This is a genomic window from Methylobacterium sp. 10 (genome assembly GCF_000519085.1).
Taxonomy (GTDB): Bacteria; Pseudomonadota; Alphaproteobacteria; order Rhizobiales; family Beijerinckiaceae; genus Methylobacterium.
Genome location: NZ_KI912577.1, coordinates 2,197,616 through 2,222,988, shown reverse-complemented (window position 1 = coordinate 2,222,988; position 25,373 = coordinate 2,197,616). Strand labels below are relative to the sequence as shown.

Here is a 25,373-nt window from a genome sequence, read left to right as displayed (position 1 = left end):
AAGCGTGCCGGGTTTCTATCTGGAGAAACCCACGGTCCAATCCCTACGCCGGTATGAGCCGGTTCAGGTTCGAAGGATTTCCGCGCCGCGCGAACCCAGGGTCCACGCTCATCGGTTTCTCAGCCCCTTGACGGGGATCTCCCTGGAACATCACTGATGTGGGCAAGGACCGGGCTCCGGTCAATCCCCAGGAACGCCGTTTGATACGCTGGCCGGTATCAGAGTGCCGCCGGTGTTCGGCCCGGCCGGTAGACGCCAAGGGGTTCGGCGAACCCGTCGAGATCGTGCTCGCCGAGGGATTCCGACTCGTCCCACAGGAAATCGACGAAGGGCTTCGACATGAGGAGCGGTTCGCCGAGAACCTTGTTCAGGCGCGCGAGCCGGCTCGCCAAGTTGACGTCGCGGCCGATGACGGTGAAGTCGAGGCGCGCGCCGGACCCGACATTGCCGTAGGCCGCCTCCCCGTGGTGGAGCGCGATGCCGGCGACGACGGGCTGCGCGAAACGGCCGATGGAATTCGCCTCGTCGAGGGCGGAAAGGGCGGAGCGGGCAGCAATGAGGGCACCCTTGGCCGCTCCGCCAAGGTCGTCGCCACGCTCGCGGAAGATCGCCAGCAACCCGTCGCCGAGATATTTCAACACCTCGCCGCCCTCTCGCTCCACTGCCGGCACCAGGCAATCGAAGAAGATGTTGAGGAGGTCGACCGCCTCCTCCGGCGTCATGTTCGCGGAAATCTGGGTGTAGTCGCGCATATCGGCGAACAGGATGGCCGAGCGGATGCGCTTGACTTGACCGCGCCGGATATCGCCGGACAGGATCGCCCGATGAGGCTCGTCGCCCACATAGATGCGCAGGACCTGATCCAGTGTCTTATTGACGATCCGCATCTCCATCACCGCCGCCAGGGTCGGCATGACGAACCGGAGTATGGCGATGTCCTCATCGCGGAATCCGTCCGGGGAACGGGTCGCGAAGGTGATGCCGTTCCGCGAGCCGTTGGTGAAGAAGAGCGGGGCCACGATGTAATGCGTGTAGCCCCCGGCCTTCAGATCGCCGATGATTGAGTATTGGAGATCATCCGAATCGTTCAGGTCGACCATCAGCCATTCGCCGGTCTCATGGACGGTGAAAAACGGGCTTTCATGGTAGGCCTTGTCGGACGCTTCCCCATGCGGAAACAGGCGTACGGTCGATCCGCTCTCCGGTGTCCAGAATCGACCGACCCCGGAATACTCGGAATGGAGCGTGTCGATGGCGGTGGACGCCCGGTCGACCGGAACGCCGAGGGCGATCAGCCGTTCGGACATCCCCGCCAGAAGATCGTCCGCCTGCGGCAGGCGTGCCCCTTCACTCAGCAACCAGTCCCTCAGGGCGACACATTTCTGCAGGGACCCGAACGGCACGTCGTTCGCCTCAGACCCATCCGCTTCGGCAGTCGGCGAGGGATGAGGCGGGCCAAAATCGAGCATGTTGCCAAAGTGGGTCGGAGGGGGCTGGGAGGCAACGGGTACCGCTCCGTTCGTGACGAAGTCCGGCAGTGAATACCGTCCCATTGGTGCCATGATAAGATGAAAATGAATATTTTCGGCTAAACCTGATGCCGAGATTCTACGGCTGCCACCGGAACCACCCATGCCTTTCGCACTCCGTGCCATCGCCCTCGTGATCGCCATGGCACTTACCGGGGCCGCGCAGGCCGGCCCCGTCCTGCTTCCCGCCGCCAACACGCCCGTACAGGCTCCTCCCGCGTCGCGGGACGAAGCAGGCGTTCCGACGACGTCGAGCTTTTCGGATTCCAACGAAGCCAGCAGCCGGCGTCAGGCGGTCTTCAATGAGCGTATCGCCCGCCGCGGCGAACGGGCGATCGCCTCTCTTTGCACGGGGTGCAGGACGGATGGGTCTCGACATAAGCAGCGAGTCGCCGGACGCGTGACCCCCGTGGCGGGCGCCGTCATGCCCGACGCGGAAAGCATCTATTCGCGCAAGCGCGGGTTCGATCCAGCGCGAGCGGGAAGCCACTGAGGCATCGGCGACGGACAGTAGCCTTTCCTGGCGTGAAGATGGGATCTGAAACGACAATGGCGCACCCTTCGGTGCGCCATTGTCGTTTCCGCCGGACAGTCCCTCGTCACGAAGAACGAGACGTGTCCGCCCTCAATTGTCGAGGAAGCTCCGCAGCTTGCGCGAACGGCTCGGGTGCTTGAGCTTGCGCAGCGCCTTCGCCTCGATCTGACGAATGCGCTCGCGGGTCACCGAGAATTGCTGACCCACCTCTTCGAGGGTGTGGTCGGTGTTCATGCCGATACCGAAGCGCATGCGCAGCACCCGCTCCTCGCGCGGCGTCAGCGAGGCCAGCACGCGGGTCGTGGTCTCGCGCAGGTTCGACTGGATCGCCGCATCGATCGGCAGAACGACGTTCTTGTCCTCGATGAAATCGCCGAGATGTGAATCCTCCTCGTCGCCGATGGGCGTTTCCAGGGAGATCGGCTCCTTGGCGATCTTCAGGACTTTTCGGACTTTCTCCAGCGGCATGGCCAGCTTCTCGGCCAACTCCTCGGGAGTCGGCTCGCGGCCGATCTCGTGCAGCATCTGCCGCGAGGTCCGGACGATCTTGTTGATCGTCTCGATCATGTGCACCGGGATGCGGATGGTGCGGGCCTGATCGGCGATCGAACGCGTGATCGCCTGCCTGATCCACCACGTGGCGTAGGTCGAGAACTTGTAGCCCCGGCGATACTCGAACTTATCGACCGCCTTCATCAAGCCGATATTGCCCTCCTGGATGAGGTCGAGGAATTGCAGGCCACGGTTCGTATATTTCTTGGCGATGGAGATCACGAGGCGGAGGTTGGCCTCGATCATCTCCTTCTTGGCCTGACGGGCTTCGCGCTCGCCCTTCTGGACCATGTTGACGATCTTGCGATACTCGCCGATCTCGAGACCGGTCTCGGAGGCGAGCGTCAGAATCTGCTCGCGCAGATCGGCGACCTGCTTGGCACCCTTCTCGACGAGGTTCTTCCAGCCCTTGCCGCCGAGCTTGCCGACACGCTCCATCCAGTTCGGATCGAGCTCCCAACCCTGGTAGTGGCGCAGGAACTCGTCGCGGGCGACGCCATGGCTTTCGGCATAGCGCATGAGGCGACCCTCATGGCTGATGAGGCGCTTGTTGATGTCGTAGAGCTGCTCGACCAGAGCCTCGATGCGGTTCGAGTTCAGCGACAGCGACTTCACGTCGGCGACGACGGTATCCTTGAAATCGGACTGCTTCTGGCTCTGGGCGGAAGTCTGCGTCGCGCCGCCGGCCTTCAGGTCGGCATGCTCGTTCTGGAGCTTGCGCAGCTTCTTGTAGTTGTTGGCGATGTTGTCGAACGTCTCGAGAACGCGCGGCTTGATCTCGGCTTCCATCGCCGCGAGCGAGACGTTGTTCTCCATGTCGTCTTCGTCGTCGCCGCCCTCGGCGGGAATCGGTGCTTCCGCCTCGGCATCGTCGCCGTCCTCACCCTCGGTGAGCTGCGGCGCGTTCTTCGCGTCCGGGCCGGCATAGGTGGCTTCGAGATCGATGATGTCGCGCAGCAGCACGCGGCCATCGACGAGTTCGTCGCGCCAGATGATGATGGCCTGGAACGTCAGCGGGCTCTCGCAGAGGCCCGCGATCATCGCCTCGCGGCCGGCCTCGATGCGCTTGGCGATGGCGATTTCGCCCTCGCGGGAGAGAAGCTCCACCGAGCCCATCTCGCGCAGATACATCCGCACCGGATCGTCGGTCCGGTCCGTGGGCTCCTTGGCCGTCGTCTCACGCACGGCGAGGGGCTTGGTCGGCGCGATCTCGGCGACTTCCGTGCCCTCGGCGGCCTCGTCGTCATCGGAGGCTTCGCCGTTGGCCGGCTTTTCGCCACCGGCATCCTCGGTCTCTTCCGCCTCGACGACGTTGATGCCCATCTCGGAGAGCTGCGACAGCACGTCCTCAAGCTGGTCCGGATCGGACTGGCCCTCGGGCAGCACCTCGTTGATCTCCTCGTAGGTGATGTAGCCACGCTTCTTGGCGAGCTTCACCATCCGCTTGACCGAGGCATCGGTCAGATCGAGGAGCGGTCCGTCGGTCTGTTGCTCAGGAGCAGCATCCGTCTCGTCCCGTTCCGTTGCCTTCGTCGCCATGGTCCGCCTATTGTTGCCCTGGTCGCGTTGAGCGGGAGCGTTCGGCTCACTCCGCGTCGTCCACGCCGCCATTCTCGTTGATGTGCGGCACGCACGAGGCGACCGCGTCGATATCTCATATCCCGGTGTACAAGCGCCACGCTTGACCGACTGTTAACCATGTGCCGCGAGCGGCACCTTAAATTCCGGTTCGTCGCGGTTACGCGGCCGCCGTATCGTCCGATTCAGGCTCGTCGGCGTCTGCCTCTGCCCCTGCGATCACGGCCATACGTTCCTTGACATCACATAGCCAAGCAAAGTTGGCCTCGGATCCCTCCTCGGCCAGTGCTCTCTCGGCAGCGCGAAGTTCGCTATTTAGCGCTCCAGACTTCCGGTGCAAGATCACGGCCTGACGCAATGCGTCTTCCAGACGCATCCGGTCCGCATGCGAATCGAGTGTCCAGCGGTCTCCCGGACGGACATGGGTCGCGAGCCGCATGGCCGCGCCGTCGAGCCCCGCCCTCCGCAACCGGCTCTCCAGAACCTCCACATCGGGCTGATCGGCGTCAGCCGCCTGATCCAGCAGGAGGGAACGCAGCGCCTGCGCATCGGGATCGTCGAGTTCCAGCGCCGCCAGATCCTCGGCTTCTATCCCCAACAATTCCGGGTGGGCCAAGAGACTGGAGACGATCATCGCCTCGCGATCCCTGAACATAGCCGTCCCGCCGGAGTTCGTCGACCCGGCGAAGAGCGGATTGAACTTCGTGGTGATTCGCGGCGAGGGCGGCGGGTCTCCCGGTCGCGGCTTGCGCTGGAACGTCGAGCCTCCGCCGCTCCGGGGCTCGTAGCCGGTCCGCCGCTGACCGCCGCCCCCTCCGGGAGAGAGAGCCCGGAGGCGCCCCTCGATTTCGTCTTTGTAGAACCGCCGCACCGTCTCGTCGCGGATCGAGGCGACCATCTCGCGCAAGCCCTTGGCGAGGCCGGCCTTGCGTTCGGGCGTATCCGTCGGCGTCGATTCGGTGGCGCGCGACCACAACACCTCAACGAGGGGGCGGGCTCCGTCGAGCACCCGGTCGATGGCTGAGGCGCCCGCCGAGCGGAGAAGGTCGTCGGGGTCCTGCCCTTCCGGCAGGAGAGCGAAGCGGAGCGACTTGCCCGGCGTCAGCCCCGGCAGGGCCACGTCGAGGGCCTTGAATGCCGCGCGCTGGCCGGCGCCGTCGCCGTCGAAACACAGGATCGGCTCATCGGCATGCCGCCAGAGCAGCGCCAGCTGCTCCTCCGTCAACGCCGTACCGAGGCCGGCGACCGCGTTCGGGTGTCCGGCCATGGTCATGGCGATGACGTCGACATAGCCCTCCACGGCGATGATCGTCCCGCGATCATGGGCCGCCTTGCGGGCGCCATGCAGGTTGTAGAGCACCTGCCCCTTGTGGAAGAGCGGGGTCTCCGGCGAATTCATGTATTTCGCCTTGGCGTCGGCCTGCATCGCGCGGCCACCGAAGGCGATGACCCGCCCCCGGCTGTCGGTGATGGGAAACATCACCCGGTCGCGGAACTTGTCGAAGGGGACGGCGATGTCGTCGCCGCTGACGAGAAGGCCGAGTTCGGCCATCAACGCCTTGTCCACGTCCTTCGCGGCCAGATGGTCGCGCAGGCCGTAACGCTCCGACGTGGCGTAGCCGAGCCGGAAACGCGAGCGGATCTCGGGGCCGAGTTCGCGCCGGTCGAGATAGGCGCGGGCGCTGGTGCCGAGGCGGCCCTTGAGCTGATCCTCATAGTAGGCAGCCGCCAGTTCCATCACCTCGAAAGCGCCGGTGCGCTTCGTCTCCATCTCCCGCGTATCGGCGCTGGGCGCGGGCAAGGTCACCCCTGCCTCTCCGGCCAGGCGCTCCACCGCCTCTGGAAAGCTGAGACCCTCGGTCTCCATCAGGAAGGTGAAGACATCCCCGTGTTTGCCCGACGAGAAGCAGTGATAGAACTGCTTTTGGTCGTTGACGTAGAAGGACGGGGTCTTCTCCGAATTGAACGGCGACAGGCCGCGCCACTCGCGACCCGCCTTCTTCAGCCGCACGCGCCGCCCGACCACGTCGGAGGCGGGAAGTCGCGCCCTGATTTCTTCGAGGATGTGGGGTGGGTAACGCACGGGTGAACCGGACCTTTGCAGGCCGGCAGTCTAACCCACCGCGTTTAAGGAGTCCCGAACGCTTCGACGCATCCGAATCTCACACCTCGGACCGGACGGTGACAAATGGGCCTCATCACCGTCTGCCCAATCGGCGCAAGCCTTCAAGCCTTGCCTTCAGGCCTTGGCGTTGAGCACGTCCTTCACCAACCCGCTCGCCTTGCCGAAATCCATCCGGCCGGCGAACTTGCCCTTCAGGGCGGCGATGACCTTGCCCATGTCCTTCGGGCCGGCCGCACCGGTTTCGGCCACGGCGGCCTCGATGGCGGCGCGTGTCTCGGCTTCGTCCATCTGCTGGGGCAGGTAGCCCGCGATGATCGCAGCCTCGGCCCGCTCGGTCTCGGCGAGTTCGGGACGACCGCCCTGGTCGTAGACGCCGGCCGATTCGTTGCGCTGCTTGATCATCTTCTGCAGCAGCGCGAGGATCTCCTCCTCGGAGGCCGGCTCCTTGCCGAGGCCGCGGGCCTCGATGTCCTTGTCCTTCAAGGCGGCCTGGATCATCCGCACGGTGGCGAGCTTGGCCTTGTCTCCGGCCTTCATGGCCTCCTTCATCTCGGTGGTAAGGCGCGCGCGCAGCATGGTCGTCTCCTGAAAATCGTCTTTGCGGGAAAGTCGTCTTGGCGGGAAAGTCGCCTTGGCGGGAAAGTCGCCTTGGCGGAATGTCATAGCTGGGCTCGGCGCCCGGGTGGTCTGCGAATTGCTGTGATCGGCCGACCGAGGTGGTTGAGCCGGTCGGGAACAGGGGCCACATTGACCCCATCACGGCCCGCTCGTTATGAGCGCCGCACAAAGCGCCACCCGCACGCGCCGTCGCACCGGCGTCGATGGGTCGGCCGGACATAAGCGAGATCGCGACGATGCTGCAAGACGAAGGCGCCCCGGCGCACTCATCCTCCACGCCCGCTCCCTGGGCCGAGCCGGTCGCGACGGCACTCCTCGTGCTGGCCGACGGCACCGTCCTCGAAGGATTCGGCATCGGCCAGACCGGGTCCGCCGATGGCGAGGTCTGTTTCAACACGGCGATGACCGGCTACCAGGAGATCCTGACCGATCCCTCCTATGCCGGCCAGATCGTCACCTTCACCTTTCCGCATATCGGCAACACCGGCACCAATGACGAAGACCTGGAGAGCCTCGACGCGGCTCCCGCCTCCGGCGTACGCGGCGCGGTCATCGCCTCGGCCGTCACCAACCCGTCGAGTTGGCGCTCGTCGAGCCATCTCGACGCCTGGCTGAAGGCGCGCGGCATCGTCGGCATCACCGGGATCGACACGCGGGCGCTCACCGCTCTTATCCGCGACCACGGCATGCCCAACGCCGTCATCGCCAACGATCCGGAGGGCCGGTTCGACCGCGAGGCACTGAAGGCGCGCGCCGCCGCCCTTGCCCCGATGGAGGGTCTCGACCTCGTTCCGCCGGTCACGAGCCGCGAAAATTCCGACTGGTCGCAGACGACTTGGGCGGTGAAGAGCGGCTACGGCAGCCGCCGGACCGGCGAGGGCCTGAAAGTCGTCGCCATCGATTACGGGGTGAAGCGCAACATCCTGCGCCTGCTCGCCGAGGCCGGCTGCGACGTCACCGTCGTGCCTGCCACCACCTCCGCCGCCGCGATCATGGCGATGAATCCCGACGGCGTCTTCCTCTCGAACGGCCCCGGCGATCCGGCCGCCACCGGCGAATACGCAGTCCCGGTGATTCGCGAGCTTCTGGACGAAAGGGTCCCGACCTTCGGCATCTGCCTCGGACACCAACTCATGGGCCTGGCGCTCGGCGGACGCACCGTGAAGATGGCTCAGGGCCATCATGGGGCGAACCACCCGGTGAAGGACAAGACCACGGGGAAGGTCGAGATCGTCTCGATGAACCACGGCTTCGCCGTCGATCCGGCCAGCCTGCCCGAGACGGCGGTGGAGACGCATATTTCGCTGTTCGACGGCTCGAATTGTGGCCTCACGCTCACCGACCGCCCGGCCTTCTCGGTACAGCACCACCCGGAAGCCTCGCCGGGCCCGCGCGACAGCCACTACCTGTTCGAGCGGTTCGTGGCGCTGATGCGCAGCGGCAAAGCAGAGTCGGCCCCCACCGGCGCCGCGTAGGGCCGTTTCGTTCGCCGCGCCGGGCGCATTCGCGCCCGTCCCATGAGCTCCGGCAGGTCCCCGCCGGGGCATTCGCAAAATGGTTCCCTCCCCCGTCACAAAAAACCCGGCTTTGACCGGCACTCCCCGAAGCCAACGACGATGGGCACGGCGACGCCGCCGCGACGATCGTCAGGCTGCCACGAGCACGGGGTTTTCCACATGACGTTCGACGACGCGCGCGATGATTTCTCGCGCCTGCATCGGGTCTTCACGTTCCATCTCGGCGTGGCCGTCGCCCTCGCCTGGATGACCGCCCTGTATTCGGCCTGCTACGCCCCCTGGGTCCGCAACATCCGCGCGCTCATCGACCCGGCCGGCGGCACCCAGACCGTCGAGAGCACCTGGTCCTTCCTGTTCGTCCTGCCGGTCGTCCTCACGATCGCCTGGCTCAGCCTGTTTTTCGGCCGCGAGATCCTGCGCCGCTCGCAGACCCTGCCCAACGTCGCCCTCGAATTCGCCGCAGCCGCCGCCGTCGCCTTCGGGGTGTTCTATCTCTCCATCGATCGCGCGGTGGCCGCGCTCTATATCGGCCTCTGACACCAAGCGGCGCTGATCCCGAACGATGGTCGGCCTCAACGCATTCAGCGGTCGCTCGGTATGACGGCATCGCGCGGGTAGTCGGAGGCGGCTTGGCGCCGCCTCCTTCGTCACGTCACTGTACCTGGGCGAGCAGGGGCTCGAACCGCTTGGCGGCGAGCTTGTTGTGCGTCACCGCCTTCGCCGCTTCGAGGTTCTCCGGCTTGTCGCCGACCACGACCACGGCGATCATGCCCATGAGGTAGTGCGGCGAGCACTTGATGCCGTAGACGCCGGGCTTGTCGAACTTGACGACCTCCTCCTTGCCCAGGACGGTCTTGAAGGTCTCCGCTCCCTCGGGAGCCATGCCCTTGATCAGTTCGGCATTGTGCCCCTTGTCCTGGGGGACGAACTTGATGCTGTCGCCCGGAGCCAGCTTCACGAAGGCAGGGTCGAAGACCATCAGACCACCCGGCCCGCTATTGAGGGTCTTCACGGCGATCTCGGCGGCGAAAGCAGCTGGGCCGGTGGCGATACACAGGGCCAGAGTGCCCACGAGCGTTCCTAGCTTTGTCATTTTTATCCTCGATTTAGTCTTGTTCGAGATCGACAAGGCGCCGATCGTCTCAATTACACGGCTCCTTCGAGGGCGCAATATTATGCATCTTCTTAGATTTAAAGTTATTATAGTTTGATTATTCTTAGCGGTAGACTGGCGGCCGTCCGGGGCGGAGACAATCGTCGCCAAGCCTCTCGGCGCTCTTCCAAAACCCTCCCGCCGCGTGTAGACGCGAACCCTAACGATCATTCACGCCGCTCGCGTCCATATCCGGCCCGCTCCAGATTGTGGCGCCGCGCTTGACGGACGCGCGCGTCCGCAAGCCAAGGCGCCCGATGCCGAAACGCACCGACCTCTCCACGATCCTCATCATCGGTGCCGGTCCGATCGTGATCGGGCAGGCCTGCGAGTTCGACTATTCCGGGACGCAGGCCTGCAAGGCCCTCCGCGAGGAGGGCTACCGGATCGTGCTGGTCAATTCGAACCCGGCGACCATCATGACCGACCCGGACATGGCGGATGCGACCTATGTCGAGCCGATCACGCCGGAGATCGTCGCCAAGATCATCGAGAAGGAGCGTCACGTCCTTCCCGGCGGCTTCGCCCTACTGCCGACCATGGGCGGCCAAACGGCCTTGAACTGTGCCCTGTCGCTCAAGAAACTGGGTATTCTCGAAAAATTCGACGTCCAGATGATCGGCGCCACGGCCGAGGCCATCGACAAGGCCGAGGACCGGCAATTGTTTCGTGACGCGATGACCAAGATCGGCCTGGAGACGCCAAAATCGGCTGTCGCCAACGCGTCCGCCGCCAAGAAGGTGGATCGCGAAAAGTACCTCGCCGAGATCGCCCGGATCGAGACCTCCACCGACGAGGCCGCCCGCCCGGCCACCCTCGCCGCGTTCGAGAAGAAGTGGCATGCGGGCGAATCCGACCGGCGCAAGCGCTACGGCGAGCATGCCATCGGGCAGGCCCTCATCGCGCTGGCCGAAGTCGGCCTCCCGGCGATCATCCGCCCCTCCTTCACCATGGGCGGCACCGGCGGCGGCATCGCCTACAACCGAGAAGAATTCCTCGACATCGTCGAGCGCGGCATCGACGCTTCGCCGACCAACGAGGTCCTGATCGAGGAGAGCGTCCTCGGCTGGAAGGAATACGAGATGGAGGTCGTTCGCGATAAGAACGACAACTGCATCATCGTCTGCTCCATCGAGAACATCGATCCGATGGGCGTCCATACCGGCGATTCCATCACCGTGGCGCCGGCCCTGACGCTCACGGACAAGGAATATCAGGTGATGCGTGACGCGTCGCTCGCGGTGCTGCGCGAGATCGGCGTGGAGACCGGCGGCTCGAACGTGCAGTTCGCCATCGACCCGGCCACCGGCCGGATGATCGTCATCGAGATGAACCCGCGCGTGTCGCGCTCGTCTGCACTTGCCTCCAAGGCCACGGGCTTCCCCATCGCCAAGGTCGCGGCCAAGCTCGCGGTGGGATACACCCTCGACGAGATCGCCAACGACATCACCGGCGGCGCGACCCCGGCCTCGTTCGAGCCGACGATCGACTACGTCGTCACCAAGATCCCGCGCTTCGCCTTCGAGAAGTTCCCGGGCGCCGAGCCGACGCTCACCACCGCGATGAAGTCGGTGGGCGAGGCCATGGCCATCGGGCGCTGCTTTGCGGAATCGCTGCAGAAGGCCTTGCGCTCCCTGGAGACCGGCCTCACCGGCCTCGACGAAATCGAGATCGAGGGTCTCGGCAAGGGCGACGACCACAACGCCATCAAGGCCGCTCTGGGCACGCCGACGCCGGATCGGCTCCTGAAGGTGGGACAGGCGCTCCGCCTCGGCGTCAGCCACGAGGAGGTCCATGCCTCGTGCAAGATCGATCCGTGGTTCCTGGAGCAGCTTCAGGCGATCATCGACCTTGAGAACCGGGTCAAGGCCCACGGCATCCCGAACACGCCCGGCGCGCTGCGCCAACTCAAGGCCGCCGGCTTTTCCGATGCTCGCCTCGCGGTGCTCGCCAAGACGGACGAGGACAGCGTGCGCGCCGCCCGCCGTGCCCTCGGTGTCCGCCCGGTCTTCAAGCGCATCGATACCTGCGCGGCCGAGTTCAAGGCGCCCACCGCCTACATGTACTCGACCTACGTAGCCCCCTTTGCCGGCACCGTAGTCGACGAGGCGCAGCCCACCGACGCCAAGAAAGTCATCATCCTCGGCGGCGGCCCCAACCGCATCGGCCAGGGCATCGAGTTCGACTATTGCTGTTGTCACGCCTGCTTCGCGCTCACCGAAGCGGGCTACGAGACCATCATGGTCAACTGCAACCCGGAGACGGTCTCCACCGACTACGACACCTCCGACCGCCTCTATTTCGAGCCGCTGACCCAGGAGGACGTGCTCGAGATCATCGAGACCGAGCGGCAGGCCGGCACGCTGCACGGCGTCATCGTCCAGTTCGGCGGCCAGACCCCGCTGAAGCTCGCTCGCGCCCTCGAAGCGGCCGGCGTGCCGATCCTCGGCACCTCCCCCGACGCCATCGATCTCGCCGAGGATCGCGACCAGTTCAAGCGCCTCCTCGACAAGCTCGGGATGAAGCAGCCGAAGAACGGCATCGCCTATTCCGTCGAGCAGAGCCGCCTCGTGGCCTCCGATCTCGGCCTGCCCTTCGTGGTGCGCCCGAGCTACGTGCTGGGCGGCCGCGCCATGGCGATCATCCGCGACGAGGTCCAGTTCGCCGATTACCTCCTCGACACCCTGCCGAGCCTGATCCCGTCGGACGTGAAATCCCGCTACCCCAACGACAAGACCGGCCAGATCAACACGGTGCTGGGCAAGAACCCACTCCTGTTCGACCGCTACCTGTCGGACGCCACCGAGATCGACGTGGATGCCATCTGCGACGGCAAGGACGTCTACATCGCCGGCATCATGGAGCACATCGAGGAGGCCGGCATCCATTCGGGCGATTCCGCCTGCTCGCTGCCATCGCGCTCGCTCTCGCCCGAGACCATCGCCGAGCTGGAGCGTCAGACCAGGGCAATGGCGCTAGCCCTTCAGGTCGGTGGCCTGATGAACGTGCAATACGCCATCAAGGACGGCGCGATCTACGTACTGGAGGTGAACCCGCGGGCGTCCCGCACGGTGCCCTTCGTCGCCAAGGTCATCGGCGAGCCTATCGCCAAGATCGCGGCGCGCGTCATGGCCGGCGAGCCACTGGCGAGTTTCGGGCTCAAGCCCAAGATCCTCGATCACATCGCCGTCAAGGAAGCCGTGTTCCCCTTCGCCCGTTTCCCCGGCGTCGATGTCCTGCTCGGACCGGAGATGCGCTCCACCGGAGAAGTTATCGGCCTCGATTCGAGCTTCGGCGTCGCCTTCGCTAAAAGCCAGCTCGGCTCGGGCACCCTCGTGCCGAAGAGTGGCGCGGTGTTCGTCTCGGTCCGTGACGCCGACAAGGCTCGCATCCTGCCGGCCATCCGGGAGTTGTCGGAGGCCGGTTTCACCATCGTCGCCACCAGCGGGACGCAGCGCTACCTCATGGAGAACGGCGTCCCTACGGAGCGGGTGAACAAGGTGCTGGAGGGCCGGCCGCACGTGGTCGATTCGATCAAGAATGGCGACATCCAGCTCGTGTTCAACACGACGGAGGGCGCAGGCGCCCTGGCCGACTCGCGCTCCCTGCGCCGGGCGGCCCTCTTGCATAAAGTGCCGTACTACACCACTCTAGCCGGAGCGATGGCCGCGGCCGAGGGGATCAAGGCCTATCTCGAAGGCGATCTCCAAGTCCGCGCCTTGCAGGAATACTTCGCGGCTTAACATTTGATGTCGTGCCCGTCTTGACGGACACAGCAGATGCCAAGGCTTCAAGACCATCTTACTCTGGCCCGGAGGGAGCGTTCCGCTCCCGACCGGGCCTATTCATTGTGGCGCGAGACGATGACGATAGACAAGGTTCCGATGACGGTGCGCGGGTTCGCTGCGCTGGAAGCCGAGCTGAAGCATCGCCAGCAGGTGGAGCGTCAGCGCATCATCCAGGCCATCTCCGAAGCTCGGGCGCTCGGCGACCTGTCGGAGAATGCCGAGTATCATGCCGCCAAGGAGGCTCAGTCCCACAACGAGGGACGGGTGATGGAGCTCGAGAGCATGATCGCCCGGGCCGAAGTCATCGACGTCACCAAGCTGTCGGGCACCAAGATCAAGTTCGGCGCCACTGTGAAGCTCGTCGACGAGGATACCGAGGAAGAGAAGACCTACCAGCTCGTTGGCGAGCCGGAGGCCGACGTCCGTTCAGGGCTGGTCTCGATCACCTCTCCCATCGCCCGCGCCCTCATCGGCAAGGGCGTCGGGGACACGGTGGAGGTGACGACCCCCGGGGGTGGCAAATCCTATGAGGTCGTCGCGGTCCAATACGGCGTTTGACGCCCGAGGCTCAGACCATGCGCCAGACCGCATTCGGCCGGTCCGTCACGGGCTGGCGGCCGGCGTGGATCGGCTTCGTCGCCATCCTGGCCATGGCATTTCCTGCTCTAGCCGAGGGTCTGTCGTCCATCGGGGCCACGCGCCTGTCGGCGATCCGCGTCGATGTGGGGCTGCTCCTGGCACAGGGCGGGGGCGCTCCTGCCGAAGCCTTGCGTGACGATCTCCTCGGCGCGCTGAACCGGGAGTTCGCGGACAGGATCGGAGGCGCCGGACCGGTCCTGGTGGTGAGGATCAAGAGCCTGTCGCTCCGGCCCTATACCGGGAGCGAGGGAGGCCGAAGCGGATTCGGCGGCGGCTCGCAATCCGACTATCTCGACGGGGAAGCCCTGATCGTCGGCCAACGCGGCGAGGTTCTGGCCCGACATCCGCAGCTATCTGCGCTGCCGTCGAGCTCAGGCGGGGCCTGGTACGATCCGGATTCGGAACGTCGCCGCGTTGCCGCGATCGCCCAGCATTATGCCGGCTGGTTGCGCCGGGCATTCCCGTCGAACTGACGCCGCCATGTCGATATCGGGAGCGTCCGGCGTGATGCGATCTGCTGGAGATGACCTCGGCCCCGGCCTCGCCGCCAACTTGGCCCATGTGGGCACGTGGATCGTCACCGACGGCAAGGCCGGTGACGAGAACCAGTGCATCGGTCTCGCGGAGACCCTCGGCCTCGATTTCGAGATCCACCGCGTGGCCCCCCGCCCCCCCTTCGGCTGGCTCGCCCCGTGGGGACCGATCGATCCGCGCGACCGTCCTGGCCTTCGCGGCGGTGCTCTGGCCGGCCCGTTTCCCGAGATCGTGATCGCCTCGGGACGCCGCGCGGTGCCCTATCTCCGCGCGATCCGAAAGGCGTCGAAAGGCCGGACCTTCACCGCTTTCCTGAAGGATCCCCGGACGGGCCAGGATACGGCGGACTTCATCTGGGTGCCGGATTACGACGATCTTCGCGGGCCGAACGTGTTCACGACCCTGACGGCGCCGCATCAGGTGACGGCGGCACGGCTGGCAGCGGCGCGCCGCTCCCCCGACCCGCGCCTCGTGCGATTGCCAGGACCTCGTGTCGCGGTCCTGATCGGCGGCGACAGCCGCCATCTCAGCTATCGTTCCGCCGACATGAAGCGGCTGCTCGCCCGCTTGACGAAACTCGCCGATGGCGGATCGTCGCTGATGCTCACGGTGTCCCGCCGGACGCCGCCGCCCCTTCGGACCGCACTTCAGCGCCTCGTCGCGGAGAAGGGCGGCTTCTTCTGGGACGGTTCGGGGGCGAACCCCTACGTATCGTTGCTCGCCCTCGCCGACGCCATCGTGGTCACGTCGGATTCCGCCAACATGGTGGGGGAAGCAGTGAGCAGCGGTGCGCCGGTGCTTCTCTTCGATCTCCCGAAGACCTACATTCGGCACAGGCGACTCTTCGCCGGATTGGCCATGGTGGGCGCCCTGAAGCCCTTCACCGGTCGCCTGGAAGAGTTGCATTACACCCCCCTCGACGCGACGCCGGCCATCGCAGAAGCTATGGCCCGCGCCTATATCGAGCACCGCGCCGGGTTGGCACCTGCGTCGCGGCCGTAGGAGACGTCCGAACCATGGCCCCTCACCATTCCAAGCTCATCATCATCGGCTCAGGCCCCGCCGGCTACACCGCCGCCATCTATGCAGCCCGCGCCATGGTCGAGCCGCTTCTGATCTCCGGCTTCCAGCCCGGCGGCCAGCTCATGATCACCACCGATGTCGAGAATTATCCGGGCTTCGCCGACCCGATCCAGGGTCCATGGCTGATGGAGCAGATGCGGCTCCAGGCCGAGCATGTGGGCACCAAGATCGTCTCCGAATATATCACCAAGGTCGACCTGCAGGCGCGGCCGTTCCATCTGGAGGCGGATTCCGGCGAGACCTACACCTGCGACTCGCTCATCATCGCTACCGGCGCACAGGCGAAGTGGCTCGGTCTGCCCTCCGAGGCCAAGTTCCAGGGCTTTGGCGTATCGGCCTGCGCCACCTGCGACGGGTTCTTCTTTCGCGGCAAAGAAGTCGTGGTGGTGGGCGGCGGCAATACCGCCGTCGAGGAGGCGCTCTACCTTGCCAACCTCGCCGCGAAGGTCACGGTGGTGCACCGCCGGGGTGAGTTCCGAGCCGAGCGTATCCTGCAGGAGCGCCTGTTCAAGCATCCCAACGTCCAGGTGGTCTGGCACCACGCGATCGAGGAGATCTGTGGCACACAGGCACCCCCCTCGGTCACGCATCTGCGCTTGAAGGACGTGCGCTCGGGCGCGATCACGGAGCTCAAGGCGGACGGCATCTTCGTCGCCATCGGGCATCAGCCCGCGACGGGGATCTTCGAGGGACAGCTCGCCATGCGCCATGGCGGTTATATCGAGACGAAGCCGGGCACCACCGAGACGGCGATCCCCGGTGTCTATGCCGCCGGCGACGTGACGGACGACGTCTACCGGCAGGCGATCACCGCGGCAGGCATGGGCTGCATGGCGGCCCTGGAAGCGGAAAAATACCTCGCGGCCCTCGAACTCGGCGAAACCCCACAGCAGGCTGCAGCGGAATAGGGAAATCTTTATTCGGCGCCTTGCGTCGGGCATCAACCTAATCGCAAGATCGTTGTCCTAAAACCAGCGTGAGCCGAGTTCCATCGGCTCGGCGTCCCATGTTGACCGGCCGAACCGCATGAAACGGCGGCCGGGCACGCCGAGACACGGCAGGGACCGAAGCCAGCCCGTAGCGGGTCCGGCTTCGGGCGTCCGGCCGTCGGCACGGGGCTGCGGGAGGGGGTTGGACGCCGTGGACTGGGACAAGATCCGGATCTTCCTCAACGTTGCCGAAGCCGGCAGCTTCACCCGCGCGGGCGACGATATCGGCCTGAGCCAATCGGCGGTGAGCCGTCAGATCAGCGCCCTCGAACGGGAGTTGAAGGCCCCTCTCTTCCATCGCCATGCGCGCGGCCTCATCCTGACCGAGCAGGGCGACCTGCTGTTCCGGGCGGCGCGGGATATGAAGCTGCGCCTGGAGAACACCAGGGCGCGGCTGGTGGAGACGAGCGAGCGGCCGAGCGGCGACCTCAAGGTGACGACGACGACGGGACTTGGCACCTCCTGGCTGGCCCAGCGCGTCGCCGAGTTCCTCGACCTCTATCCCGACGTGCGTGTCGAACTCATCCTCACCAACGAGGAACTCGACCTCGCCATGCGCGAGGCGGACGTCGCCGTCCGGATGCGGCGCCCGGCCCAGCCCGACCTGATCCAGCGCCGGCTCTTCACGGTGCACTACCATGCCTTCGCGTCGGCTGATTACGTGAAGCGGTTCGGCGAGCCTAAGGCGATCGCGGATCTCGACAACCACCGCCTCGTCTCCTTCGGCGGCAACGAGCCGTCCTACTTGCTGGCGACCCACTGGCTCTCGACTGTGGGCCGCGAGGGCCAGGAACGGCGGACGATCCACTTCACGGTGAACAACATCGCCGCCCTGCAGAAGGCGATGGAGACCGGCGCCGGCATCGGCATCCTCCCCGACTACGCCGTGGAGGGGCAGACCGGTCTCATGCAGGTCCTGCGCGACGTCGAGATGCCGCATATGGAAAGCTACCTCGTCTATGCCGAGGAGATGCGCTCCGTCGCCCGGGTGCAGGCCTTCCGAGATTTCCTCGTGGCCAAGGCCCAACGCTGGACTTACTGACCGGAAGCCCGCTCAGACGAACAGTCGCTCGTTCTCAAGACCCTTGTAGAGCCCGGCCACCTGCTCGCCGTAGCCGTTGTAGATCAGCGTCGGAACGCGCTGGTCGGTGCCGAGCACGCGCTCCGACGCCTGGCTCCAGCGCGGATGCGAGACCGCCGGATTCACATTGGCCCAGAAGCCGTACTCCGAAGCCTGAAGGCCTTCCCAGAAGGTCTTCGGCCGCTCTGCGACGAACGACAGTTTCACGATCGACTTCACCGATTTGAAGCCATACTTCCACGGCACCGCAAGCCGGATCGGCGCACCGAACTGGTTGGCCAGCGGCTTGCCGTAGATACCGGTGGCGACGAAGGCGAGGTCGTTGTTGGCCTCCGCCATCGTCAGCCCTTCCACATAGGGCCAGGGGTACAGGAACGAGCGCTGCCCCGGAGCCATGGATTTGTCCATGAACGTCTCCATGCGGAGGTACTTGGCCCCCGATGCCGGCTTTGCCAAAGCGACGAGCCTCGAAAGCGGGAACCCCGTCCAGGGAACCGACATCGACCAGGCTTCGACGCAACGGTGGCGGTAGAGGCGCTCTTCCAGGCTCATCTTCCGAACGAGATCGTCGATCCCGATCTCGAACGGCTTTTCGACCAAACCGTCGATCTTGATGGTCCAGGGCCGCGTCTTGAGGGCGTTAGCCGCAGGCAGCACGGTCTTGGACGTACCGAACTCATAGAAGTTGTTGTAATCGGCCGAGAACTTCTCGGCGGTCAGCGGACGGTCCAGCGTGTACGTCTCGTTCCGCGCTGCCGGATAGAGACCGCTTGTTGAGTCGGCGGCGGCGAATGCGCCCTCCACGCCGACAAGAGAGGTCGCAGCGAGGCCGGCGGCTCCACCCAGCAACGCCCGACGGTTCAGGAAGACGCTCTCGGGCGTGGCGAGGCGCTCAGGCATTTCCCAGCCGCGTGTCCGCTTGATGTACATATGGCGTCCTCGAACAAAGAAGGGGTGGCCGCGCGGGGCGGCCTCGTCCCGCGAAGATCGGCCCCGCCGCCCATCCGTGCAAGCGGGGCCTATCGTCACCGTTCGGCAAGACGCCGTCGCCGGTTACATCGGCGGGCTCGTCAGGGGCGCGGCGCCGCGTCGCGCAGGGCCCGGCGCAGCACCTTGCCGACATTGGTCTTCGGCAGCGCGTCGTGGAAGACCACGCGCCTCGGCACCTTGTAGCCGGTGAGCTGCTGGCGCGCGTAGGTCCGCAGCGCCTCGACGCCGACGCTGCTGTCCTTGAGCACCACATGCGCGACGACCATTTCGCCGGTCTCCTCGCATGGCGTACCGACCACGGCGCATTCGAGCACGCCGGGATGGCCGACGAGGATTTCCTCCACCTCGTTCGGGTAGACGTTGAAGCCCGAGACCAGGATCATGTCCTTCATCCGGTCGACGATACGCACCTGTCCATCCGCCTGGAGAATTGCCACGTCGCCGGTGCGGAAATACCCGTCACTGGTCGTCGCCCGCGAGGTCTCGTCCGGCCGCTTCCAGTAGCCGACCATCACCTGCGGGCCGCGCACGCAGAGCTCGCCGGGTTCGCCGGGGAGGACGTCCCTGCCCTCGGCATCGCGGATCGCCACATCGGTAGACGGAATCGGGAAGCCGATCGTGCCGGTCCAATCCGCCTGCGGATCGTTCACGCAGACCACGGGCGAGGTCTCGGAGAGTCCGTAGCCCTCGACGATGGACTTGCCCGTGATCGCTTTCCACTTGGCCGCCACGGGGGCCTGCACGGCCATGCCGCCGGCGATGATGAAGTGGATCCTGGAGAAATCCACCTCCGCGATCTTCGGATGGTTGTTGAGCAGGTTGAACAGCGTGTTCACCCCGGAGAAATGCGTGAAGCGGTTGCCCTTCAGGGTCTTCACGAACCCGTCCACATCACGGGGATTGGGAATGAGCAGGCAGCATCCGCCGATACTCATGAACAGGAAGAAGCAGCCGGTGAGGGCGAAGATGTGATAGAGCGGCAAGGCCGTGACCATCACCCGTTCGACCCCATCGGCCTCCGACACGCAGAACCAGACCCGGCACTGAGCCACGTTGGCAACGACGTTGGCATGGGTCAGCATCGCTGCCTTGGCGGCCCCCGTCGTCCCTCCGGTATATTGCAGGAACGCGAGATCCTGCGCCCCGACCGTGACGGATGCTTTCGGCAGGCTTCGCCCATGGCGCAGGACCGTGTCGAAGCGCAGCATCTTACCCGCAGGCAAACGATAGGGAGGCACCGCCTTCTTGATATGGCGTGAGACGAGATCGACGATCCGGCCCTTCAGGCCGAGCCCGTCACCCGGGCCGGCGACTACGATGCGGTCGAGATCGATATCGGCGCCCGCACTGGCGACGGTATGGGCGAAGTTCTCGAGCACGAAGAGCGCCCGAGCCCCCGAATCGTTGATCTGCACCGTCAGTTCACGCGGGGTGTAGAGCGGGTTGACGTTGACCACGACGCAACCGGCCAGCAGGATTCCGTAGATCGCCGCCGGATAGGCCGGCACGTTCGGCATCATGATGGCGATCCGGTCGCCCTTCACGAACCCTTCGGCGACCAGCCAGGCCGCGATCGCGTCGGCGGAAGTGCCGAGTTCGGCATAGGTGACGGACTTGCCGAAACATCGGATCGCCGGGCGCGCAGCGCATTCCGTCGTGCCGAGGCGCAGGATGTCCACGAGGGTGCGTTGGCTCGCGACATCGATCTCGGCCGGGACGCCGGGTGGATACATGGAAAGCCATGGGCGCACGGAAACCGGCCCTTGGGCCATGCCTTGGATCATCTCGATCCTCCCTTTGATGCGCGGGGTGGCTTGGTACCACCTTCGTTCATATGTAAACTATCTTTCCGGTGTCCCGTGCACCGGATCAAGCCGCAATTGATGCCGCAACGGGTTTCTTCCGCCGGGATCTGTCACGAAGCGCCAGCCAGACCAGTATGGCATGGGGCAGAAACGCGGCGAGGACCAGAGACACTCCGACTCCTGTCTCGCCGGCCGACAGATCACGGCGGGGCCAGGGGCCGAAACCGGCCGTATGCGCCTGCCCGATCACCGCGAAGGCGAACCACAGGGCAAGAAAACCCGTACCGCCGCGGAAGAGGCCGGTCGCCAGGCGACGTCCCCACGATGCCGTGGAGGCACGATTGCCGATCAGGATCGCGCTCACCGCCAAAGCCGAGCCGAACACGAAGGCCGATGCTGCTGCACCGATGGCATAGGCGGCGCTCATCGGCTGGTAGGTGAGGAAGGTCATGCCACCGGTGGCAAAGCCCGCGCGGAGGACGAGACCGCCGAAGGTCGGATAGAGGCTGAGGGCGAGGAGCAGCGCGGCCCCCACCAGGACACCGGCGACGCGCCGGAGACGTGACGCGATGCTCGTCGCTGCCATCGAGACGATCCGCGCCAGGGCGTAGATCAGCGCGAAGGTGAAGAGCGGGTACTGCTGCAGGAAGAATCCGTAGAACCGCGCTGCGATCTCGGGCGGCAGCGCGGAGGCCTGACTCAGACCGGTCACGCCGGTCGCGCAGACAGCCAAGCCCGCCGCAGCAAGAGGAAAGGCCGCGGCGGCTGGGGAAAACGCGTCAGCCCGGGGAGGCCGGGCCGCGGACGCTCCGCCGGATGGCATCACGCCTCGTAATTGTCGCGCACAAGCCGGTCGAGGAGGCGCACGCCCCAGCCGGCGCCCCAGCTGCGGTTGATCTCGCTGGGGCTCGACGACATCGCGACGCCGGCGATGTCGAGATGCGCCCAGGGCACGTCGTTGACGTACCGCTTGATGAACGAGGCGGCGGTGGCCGCGCCGCCATGGCGCCCGCCGGTGTTCTTCATGTCGGCGAATTTCGAGTCGATGGCCTTGTCGTAGGCCGGGATCAGCGGCATCCGCCACACCGCCTCGCCGGTGGCCTCGCTAGCGGCGGCAATCTTGGCCGCGAGCGCATCGTCATTGGAGAACATGCCGGCGATGTCCTGGCCGAGGGCGACGATGATCGCCCCGGTGAGCGTCGCCAGATCGATCATGAATTTCGGCTTGTAGGCGCTCTGCACGTGCCAGATCACGTCGGCGAGGACGAGGCGCCCCTCGGCATCGGTGTTGATGATCTCGATCGTCTGGCCGGACATGGAGGTGACGATGTCGGCCGGGCGCATGGCGTTGCCGTCCGGCATGTTCTCGACGATGCCGATGGCGCCGATGGCGTTGACCTTCGCCTTGCGCGAGGCGAGCGCGAACATCGTGCCGACGACACAGGCGGCGCCGCCCATATCGCCCTTCATGTCTTCCATGCCGCCGGCGGACTTGATCGAGATACCGCCGGAATCGAAACAGACGCCCTTGCCGATGAAGGCGATCGGCGCTTCGGCCGCGTCGTCACCGCCGTTCCATCGCATGACGACGACGCGGGCTTCACGCGTGGAACCCTGTGCGACGGCCAGGAGCGCTCCCATGCCGAGGGCCTCGAGCTTGCCGGGGCCGAGAACCTCGACCTCGACGCCGAGCTTGGTCAATTCCTCGGCGCGCCGCGCGAATTCCTCGGGGTAGAGAACGTTCGGCGGTTCGTTGATGAGTTCGCGCGCGAGCAGAACGCCCCCTGCCACCGCCTCCGAGACCTTGGAGGCCGCCTCCGCCGCCGAGGGGTCGGCGACCATGAGGGTGAGCGCGGTGACGCGGCCTTCCTCGCCCTCCGGCTTCTTCTTCGTCTTGTAGCGGTCGAAGCTGTAGACGCGCAGACGCGCGCCGAGGGCGAAGTCGGCGGCGTTCGCGGGGCTCACCGAGGAGCCGGGCCAGTCGAGGGCGACATGGGCTTGGCGGCCGCTGACCTTGCTCGCGGCATAGCCGCCGAGCGCCGGCCAATCGATCTTGGCGCGGTCCTTCTCCGAACCGAGGCCGATGACGAGGAGCCGGTCGGCATCGATCCCGGCCGGGGCCGGGAGCGCCAGGGAGGTCAGCGACTTGCCCTTGAACCGCTCGCTCGCGGCGGCGCGCGCCACCAGGTCGGACGCGCCACGGCCCAGGGCCTGCGCGACCGCGGGCGAGAGGGCCAGATCGTCGCCGACGAAGAGAACGATGTCGCCCTGGCCGACCGAACCGAGCGGCCCGAATGCGATCGTGATACCGTCCGCCATAAGTCAAGCTTTCCGAAGGTCTGGATTGGTCCGTGCGGCCCGACACGCGGCACCGCGACGCTCCCTGTGTACCCATTGATGCGAAGAACGCAACGCGACCCGGCCGCCGCGAAACCGCCCGATTTGAAGCGTCCCAAGGCGATCGACATCGGTGGACGGGTGCGATGCCGGGGGGCATGAGGAAGGCCCGTGGGACGCGTCCCACGCAAGCCGTGGGTAGGGCCCGCCACGAGATCCGATGACGCAGATCGAGCGCTACATTTTCAGGATCGCGGCCGGCGCCTTCCTCGCTTGCCTGATCGGCCTCACGGGCACGATCTGGGTGACGCAGGCCCTGCGCGAACTCGACCTGATCACGGCCAAGGGCCAGACCCTCATCGTCTTCTTCCTGATCACTGGATTGTCGGTGCCGACGCTGATCACCGTGATCGCGCCCGTGGCCCTTTTCATCGCCGTGGTCTACGCCCTGAACCGGCTGAACGGCGATTCCGAGCTCATCGTCATGTCGGCCGCCGGCATGCAGCCGCGGCGCATTCTTCGCCCGTTCCTCACCCTGGGGCTCATCGTGAGCGCCGGCGTCGCCTTCCTGACGATCCAGGTGATGCCGACTTCGTTCCAGGAACTGCGCGACGTGCTGACCCGCGTGCGCGGCGACTTCATCGCGAATGTGGTGAAGGAGGGCCAGTTCACCGAGCTCGACAGCGGCATCACCTTCCATTTCCGCGAGCGCGGCCCGGGCGGAACGCTGCAGGGCATCTTCATCCAGGACAAGCGCGAGGCCGGAAAGACGGTGGTCTATCTCGCCGAGCAGGGTCAGGCTGTAGATTACGAGGGCCAGAGCTATCTCGCCCTCGAGAAGGGCAGCATCCACCGGCAGCAGAAGGATTCACGGGATTCCTCGATCATCACCTTCGAGCGCTATACGGTGGACCTCGCGGCCTTCACCCCGCCGGACGGCGAGATCGTCTACAAGCCGCGCGAACGGTCGACCGCGCAGCTCCTCTTCCCCGACACGAGCGAAACCTATTACCAGTCGCAGAAGGGCCGCTTCCGCGCCGAGGTGCATGACCGACTATCGGCCTGGCTCTACCCTCTCGCCCTGACGCTCATCGCCTTCGCCGCTTTGGGCGACCCACGCACGACGCGCCAGGGGCGAGGCCTCGCCATGGCGGGCGCCGTCGTCGCCGTCATCGTCCTGCGCATCGCGGGCTTTGCCGCCAGCAGCGCGGCGGTGCGAAGCCAGGGGGCCGTGATCGCGATCTATGCCGCCCCGGCTCTGGCGCTGGCGATCTCCTGCCTCGTCGTCTTCAACGGAGCCGCGGTGCGGAACTGGAACGCGCGCGTCTCCAAGACCCTCTCGAATCTCGGCCGCACCGTGATGCGCCGGCCGCGCCTCGGCGATGGGTGAGGCCGGCGCCATGATGATCGGCTTCACCCTCGGACGCTACTTCGCTCTGCGCTTCCTGCGCACGGTGCTCGGCGTGTTCATCACCGTTTTCGCCCTGGTCTACACCCTGGATTTCGTCGAATTGCTGCGGCGGGCGGGCGACACCGAAGGGGCGTCCACAAGTTTGATGGCGCAGCTCTCGCTCTATCGCACCCCGGCGGTGGCCGAGGGCGTGCTGCCCTTCGCGATTCTGTTCGGCTCCATGGCGGCGCTGCTTCAGCTGTCGCGCAAGCTCGAACTCGTGGTGGCGCGGGCCGCGGGCATCTCCGCCTGGCAGTTCCTCCAGCCCGGCATCCTGGTGGCGCTGGCCATCGGCGCCTTCACGGTGGGGATCTACAATCCGGTCTCCGCCGCGATGAAGCAGCGCTCAACCGAGATCGAGGCGAGGATCTTCGCGAAATCCACGAAGGCGAATTCCGGCAAGGATCTATGGATTCGCCAGAACAGCCTCGACGGACAGGCGATCCTGCGCGCCGGGACGGCGATCGAGGGCACCACCACCCTGGCCGGCGTATCGGTCTATACGTTCGACGAGGCCGGGGTCTTTCTGTCACAGATCGAGGCCGCGCGGGCGACGCTGCATGACGGATACTGGACGCTTCAGGACGCGCGGCTCCTTGCCAAGGGCCAGCCTCCCGAGGGTTACGACACCTATATCCTCGCCTCGAACCTCGACCCCGGACAGGTGAAGCAGCGCTTCACACCCCCGGAATCTGTGCCATTCTGGCAACTGAATGAGACCATCGCACGCACGGAGAGAGCGGGGTTGGATGCGACGCGCTACCGACTCCAGTATGATGTCCTCATGGCGAGGCCCGTTCTCTTCGTTGCCATGGTGCTCGTGGCAGCCAGCGTTTCCTTAAGGTTCTTCCGCTTTGGTGGAGTGGGCAAGCTTGTGCTTGGCGGTGTGGCGGCGGGGTTCTTCCTCTACGTCGCGCGGCAGGTCATGGAGGGCCTCGGCGCATCAGGCATCGTGTCGCCCCCGGTGGCGGCATGGTTCCCGGCCGTGGTAGGGAGTCTTCTCGGTACGCTCACGCTTCTCTATCAGGAGGACGGCTGATGCCGTTGTCGGTGACGGGACGCGAAACGAG

The 25,373-nt window shown here is 65.8% G+C and carries 20 protein-coding genes and 1 riboswitch; of the genes, 11 read left to right on the top strand and 9 right to left on the bottom strand.

The window, feature by feature from the left end:
• Window positions 1–22: 22 nt before the first annotated feature.
• Window positions 23–153: riboswitch (TPP riboswitch) on the bottom strand.
• A gap of 65 nt (window positions 154–218) precedes the next feature.
• Window positions 219–1,469, bottom strand: a complete 1,251-nt coding sequence (locus tag K368_RS0110190; RefSeq protein WP_027172316.1) for an adenylate/guanylate cyclase domain-containing protein — start codon at window positions 1,467–1,469, stop codon at window positions 219–221.
• Between the two features lie 163 nt (window positions 1,470–1,632).
• On the opposite strand from K368_RS0110190, the gene K368_RS0110185 reads away from it, so the two are divergent.
• Window positions 1,633–2,022 (top strand): hypothetical protein, encoded by a 390-nt coding sequence (locus tag K368_RS0110185; RefSeq protein ID WP_027172315.1) that lies wholly within the window; start codon window positions 1,633–1,635, stop codon window positions 2,020–2,022.
• A 132-nt stretch (window positions 2,023–2,154) separates the two neighbouring features.
• Here the strand turns inward: K368_RS0110185 and rpoD are convergent, their stop codons facing one another.
• From rpoD to K368_RS0110170, 3 genes are all read right to left on the bottom strand, one after another.
• Window positions 2,155–4,155: an RNA polymerase sigma factor RpoD gene (gene rpoD / locus K368_RS0110180; RefSeq protein ID WP_027172314.1), complete on the bottom strand. Its 2,001-nt coding sequence runs from the start codon at window positions 4,153–4,155 to the stop codon at window positions 2,155–2,157.
• 199 nt (window positions 4,156–4,354) lie between these two features.
• Window positions 4,355–6,277: a DNA primase gene (gene dnaG / locus K368_RS0110175; RefSeq protein WP_027172313.1), complete on the bottom strand. Its 1,923-nt coding sequence runs from the start codon at window positions 6,275–6,277 to the stop codon at window positions 4,355–4,357.
• Between the two features lie 156 nt (window positions 6,278–6,433).
• The gene (locus K368_RS0110170) at window positions 6,434–6,895 is read right to left on the bottom strand and encodes a GatB/YqeY domain-containing protein (RefSeq protein WP_027174501.1); all 462 of its coding nucleotides are present in this window, start codon (window positions 6,893–6,895) and stop codon (window positions 6,434–6,436) included.
• A gap of 278 nt (window positions 6,896–7,173) precedes the next feature.
• Between K368_RS0110170 and carA the strand changes: the two genes are divergently transcribed.
• Together carA and K368_RS0110155 are read left to right on the top strand one after the other, a co-directional pair.
• Window positions 7,174–8,412: a glutamine-hydrolyzing carbamoyl-phosphate synthase small subunit gene (gene carA / locus K368_RS0110160; protein ID WP_027172312.1), complete on the top strand. Its 1,239-nt coding sequence runs from the start codon at window positions 7,174–7,176 to the stop codon at window positions 8,410–8,412.
• Window positions 8,413–8,613: 201 nt separating this feature from the next.
• On the top strand, window positions 8,614–8,991 hold the full coding sequence (locus K368_RS0110155; protein ID WP_027172311.1) for a hypothetical protein: 378 nt from the start codon (window positions 8,614–8,616) through the stop codon (window positions 8,989–8,991).
• A gap of 115 nt (window positions 8,992–9,106) precedes the next feature.
• On the opposite strand, the gene K368_RS0110150 is transcribed toward K368_RS0110155, so the two are convergent.
• Window positions 9,107–9,547, bottom strand: a complete 441-nt coding sequence (locus K368_RS0110150) for a pseudoazurin (RefSeq protein ID WP_036266172.1) — start codon at window positions 9,545–9,547, stop codon at window positions 9,107–9,109.
• Between the two features lie 317 nt (window positions 9,548–9,864).
• On the opposite strand from K368_RS0110150, the gene carB reads away from it, so the two are divergent.
• The 6 genes from carB (at window position 9,865) to K368_RS0110120 (ending at window position 17,682) form a co-directional block, all read left to right on the top strand.
• The gene (gene carB / locus K368_RS0110145) at window positions 9,865–13,350 is read left to right on the top strand and encodes a carbamoyl-phosphate synthase large subunit (protein WP_027172309.1); all 3,486 of its coding nucleotides are present in this window, start codon (window positions 9,865–9,867) and stop codon (window positions 13,348–13,350) included.
• Window positions 13,351–13,476: 126 nt separating this feature from the next.
• Entirely contained in the window at window positions 13,477–13,953 is a 477-nt protein-coding gene (gene greA, locus K368_RS0110140; RefSeq protein WP_187273304.1) for a transcription elongation factor GreA, read from the top strand.
• 17 nt (window positions 13,954–13,970) lie between these two features.
• The gene (locus tag K368_RS0110135) at window positions 13,971–14,507 is read left to right on the top strand and encodes a hypothetical protein (RefSeq protein WP_051439832.1); all 537 of its coding nucleotides are present in this window, start codon (window positions 13,971–13,973) and stop codon (window positions 14,505–14,507) included.
• A gap of 34 nt (window positions 14,508–14,541) precedes the next feature.
• Window positions 14,542–15,570: a mitochondrial fission ELM1 family protein gene (locus K368_RS0110130; RefSeq protein WP_027172307.1), complete on the top strand. Its 1,029-nt coding sequence runs from the start codon at window positions 14,542–14,544 to the stop codon at window positions 15,568–15,570.
• Window positions 15,571–15,584: 14 nt separating this feature from the next.
• Window positions 15,585–16,559, top strand: a complete 975-nt coding sequence (gene trxB / locus K368_RS0110125) for a thioredoxin-disulfide reductase (protein WP_027172306.1) — start codon at window positions 15,585–15,587, stop codon at window positions 16,557–16,559.
• A 232-nt stretch (window positions 16,560–16,791) separates the two neighbouring features.
• Entirely contained in the window at window positions 16,792–17,682 is an 891-nt protein-coding gene (locus K368_RS0110120; RefSeq protein WP_027172305.1) for a LysR family transcriptional regulator, read from the top strand.
• Window positions 17,683–17,694: 12 nt separating this feature from the next.
• Here K368_RS0110120 and msrP read toward each other — a convergent pair whose 3' ends face one another.
• From msrP to K368_RS0110100, 4 genes are all read right to left on the bottom strand, one after another.
• Entirely contained in the window at window positions 17,695–18,651 is a 957-nt protein-coding gene (gene msrP, locus K368_RS0110115; RefSeq protein WP_027172304.1) for a protein-methionine-sulfoxide reductase catalytic subunit MsrP, read from the bottom strand.
• Window positions 18,652–18,791: 140 nt separating this feature from the next.
• The gene (locus tag K368_RS0110110) at window positions 18,792–20,483 is read right to left on the bottom strand and encodes an AMP-binding protein (RefSeq protein WP_027172303.1); all 1,692 of its coding nucleotides are present in this window, start codon (window positions 20,481–20,483) and stop codon (window positions 18,792–18,794) included.
• 97 nt (window positions 20,484–20,580) lie between these two features.
• The gene (locus K368_RS0110105; RefSeq protein WP_245259552.1) at window positions 20,581–21,228 is read right to left on the bottom strand and encodes a hypothetical protein; all 648 of its coding nucleotides are present in this window, start codon (window positions 21,226–21,228) and stop codon (window positions 20,581–20,583) included.
• Window positions 21,229–21,338: 110 nt separating this feature from the next.
• Window positions 21,339–22,835, bottom strand: a complete 1,497-nt coding sequence (locus tag K368_RS0110100; RefSeq protein ID WP_027172301.1) for a leucyl aminopeptidase — start codon at window positions 22,833–22,835, stop codon at window positions 21,339–21,341.
• Between the two features lie 238 nt (window positions 22,836–23,073).
• On the opposite strand from K368_RS0110100, the gene lptF reads away from it, so the two are divergent.
• Both lptF and lptG read left to right on the top strand, forming a co-directional pair.
• Window positions 23,074–24,243: an LPS export ABC transporter permease LptF gene (gene lptF, locus K368_RS0110095; RefSeq protein ID WP_027172300.1), complete on the top strand. Its 1,170-nt coding sequence runs from the start codon at window positions 23,074–23,076 to the stop codon at window positions 24,241–24,243.
• Between the two features lie 10 nt (window positions 24,244–24,253).
• Complete coding sequence (gene lptG / locus K368_RS0110090) at window positions 24,254–25,342, top strand: LPS export ABC transporter permease LptG (RefSeq protein ID WP_027172299.1); 1,089 nt, start codon at window positions 24,254–24,256, stop codon at window positions 25,340–25,342.
• The last annotated feature ends 31 nt before the right edge of the window (window positions 25,343–25,373 follow it).

What these genes read in the sequence shown, in the direction of transcription:
- K368_RS0110190 (WP_027172316.1), bottom strand. Translation starts at nt 1,469, where the DNA reads ATGCTCGATTTTGGCCCGCCTCATCCCTCGCCGACTGCCGAAGCGGAT.
- K368_RS0110185 (WP_027172315.1), top strand. Translation starts at nt 1,633, where the DNA reads ATGCCTTTCGCACTCCGTGCCATCGCCCTCGTGATCGCCATGGCACTT.
- rpoD (WP_027172314.1), bottom strand. Translation starts at nt 4,155, where the DNA reads ATGGCGACGAAGGCAACGGAACGGGACGAGACGGATGCTGCTCCTGAG.
- K368_RS0110170 (WP_027174501.1), bottom strand. Translation starts at nt 6,895, where the DNA reads ATGCTGCGCGCGCGCCTTACCACCGAGATGAAGGAGGCCATGAAGGCC.
- carA (WP_027172312.1), top strand. Translation starts at nt 7,174, where the DNA reads ATGCTGCAAGACGAAGGCGCCCCGGCGCACTCATCCTCCACGCCCGCT.
- K368_RS0110155 (WP_027172311.1), top strand. Translation starts at nt 8,614, where the DNA reads ATGACGTTCGACGACGCGCGCGATGATTTCTCGCGCCTGCATCGGGTC.
- K368_RS0110150 (WP_036266172.1), bottom strand. Translation starts at nt 9,547, where the DNA reads ATGACAAAGCTAGGAACGCTCGTGGGCACTCTGGCCCTGTGTATCGCC.
- carB (WP_027172309.1), top strand. Translation starts at nt 9,865, where the DNA reads ATGCCGAAACGCACCGACCTCTCCACGATCCTCATCATCGGTGCCGGT.
- K368_RS0110135 (WP_051439832.1), top strand. Translation starts at nt 13,971, where the DNA reads ATGCGCCAGACCGCATTCGGCCGGTCCGTCACGGGCTGGCGGCCGGCG.
- K368_RS0110130 (WP_027172307.1), top strand. Translation starts at nt 14,542, where the DNA reads ATGCGATCTGCTGGAGATGACCTCGGCCCCGGCCTCGCCGCCAACTTG.
- trxB (WP_027172306.1), top strand. Translation starts at nt 15,585, where the DNA reads ATGGCCCCTCACCATTCCAAGCTCATCATCATCGGCTCAGGCCCCGCC.
- msrP (WP_027172304.1), bottom strand. Translation starts at nt 18,651, where the DNA reads ATGTACATCAAGCGGACACGCGGCTGGGAAATGCCTGAGCGCCTCGCC.
- K368_RS0110110 (WP_027172303.1), bottom strand. Translation starts at nt 20,483, where the DNA reads ATGGCCCAAGGGCCGGTTTCCGTGCGCCCATGGCTTTCCATGTATCCA.
- K368_RS0110100 (WP_027172301.1), bottom strand. Translation starts at nt 22,835, where the DNA reads ATGGCGGACGGTATCACGATCGCATTCGGGCCGCTCGGTTCGGTCGGC.
- lptF (WP_027172300.1), top strand. Translation starts at nt 23,074, where the DNA reads ATGACGCAGATCGAGCGCTACATTTTCAGGATCGCGGCCGGCGCCTTC.
- lptG (WP_027172299.1), top strand. Translation starts at nt 24,254, where the DNA reads ATGATGATCGGCTTCACCCTCGGACGCTACTTCGCTCTGCGCTTCCTG.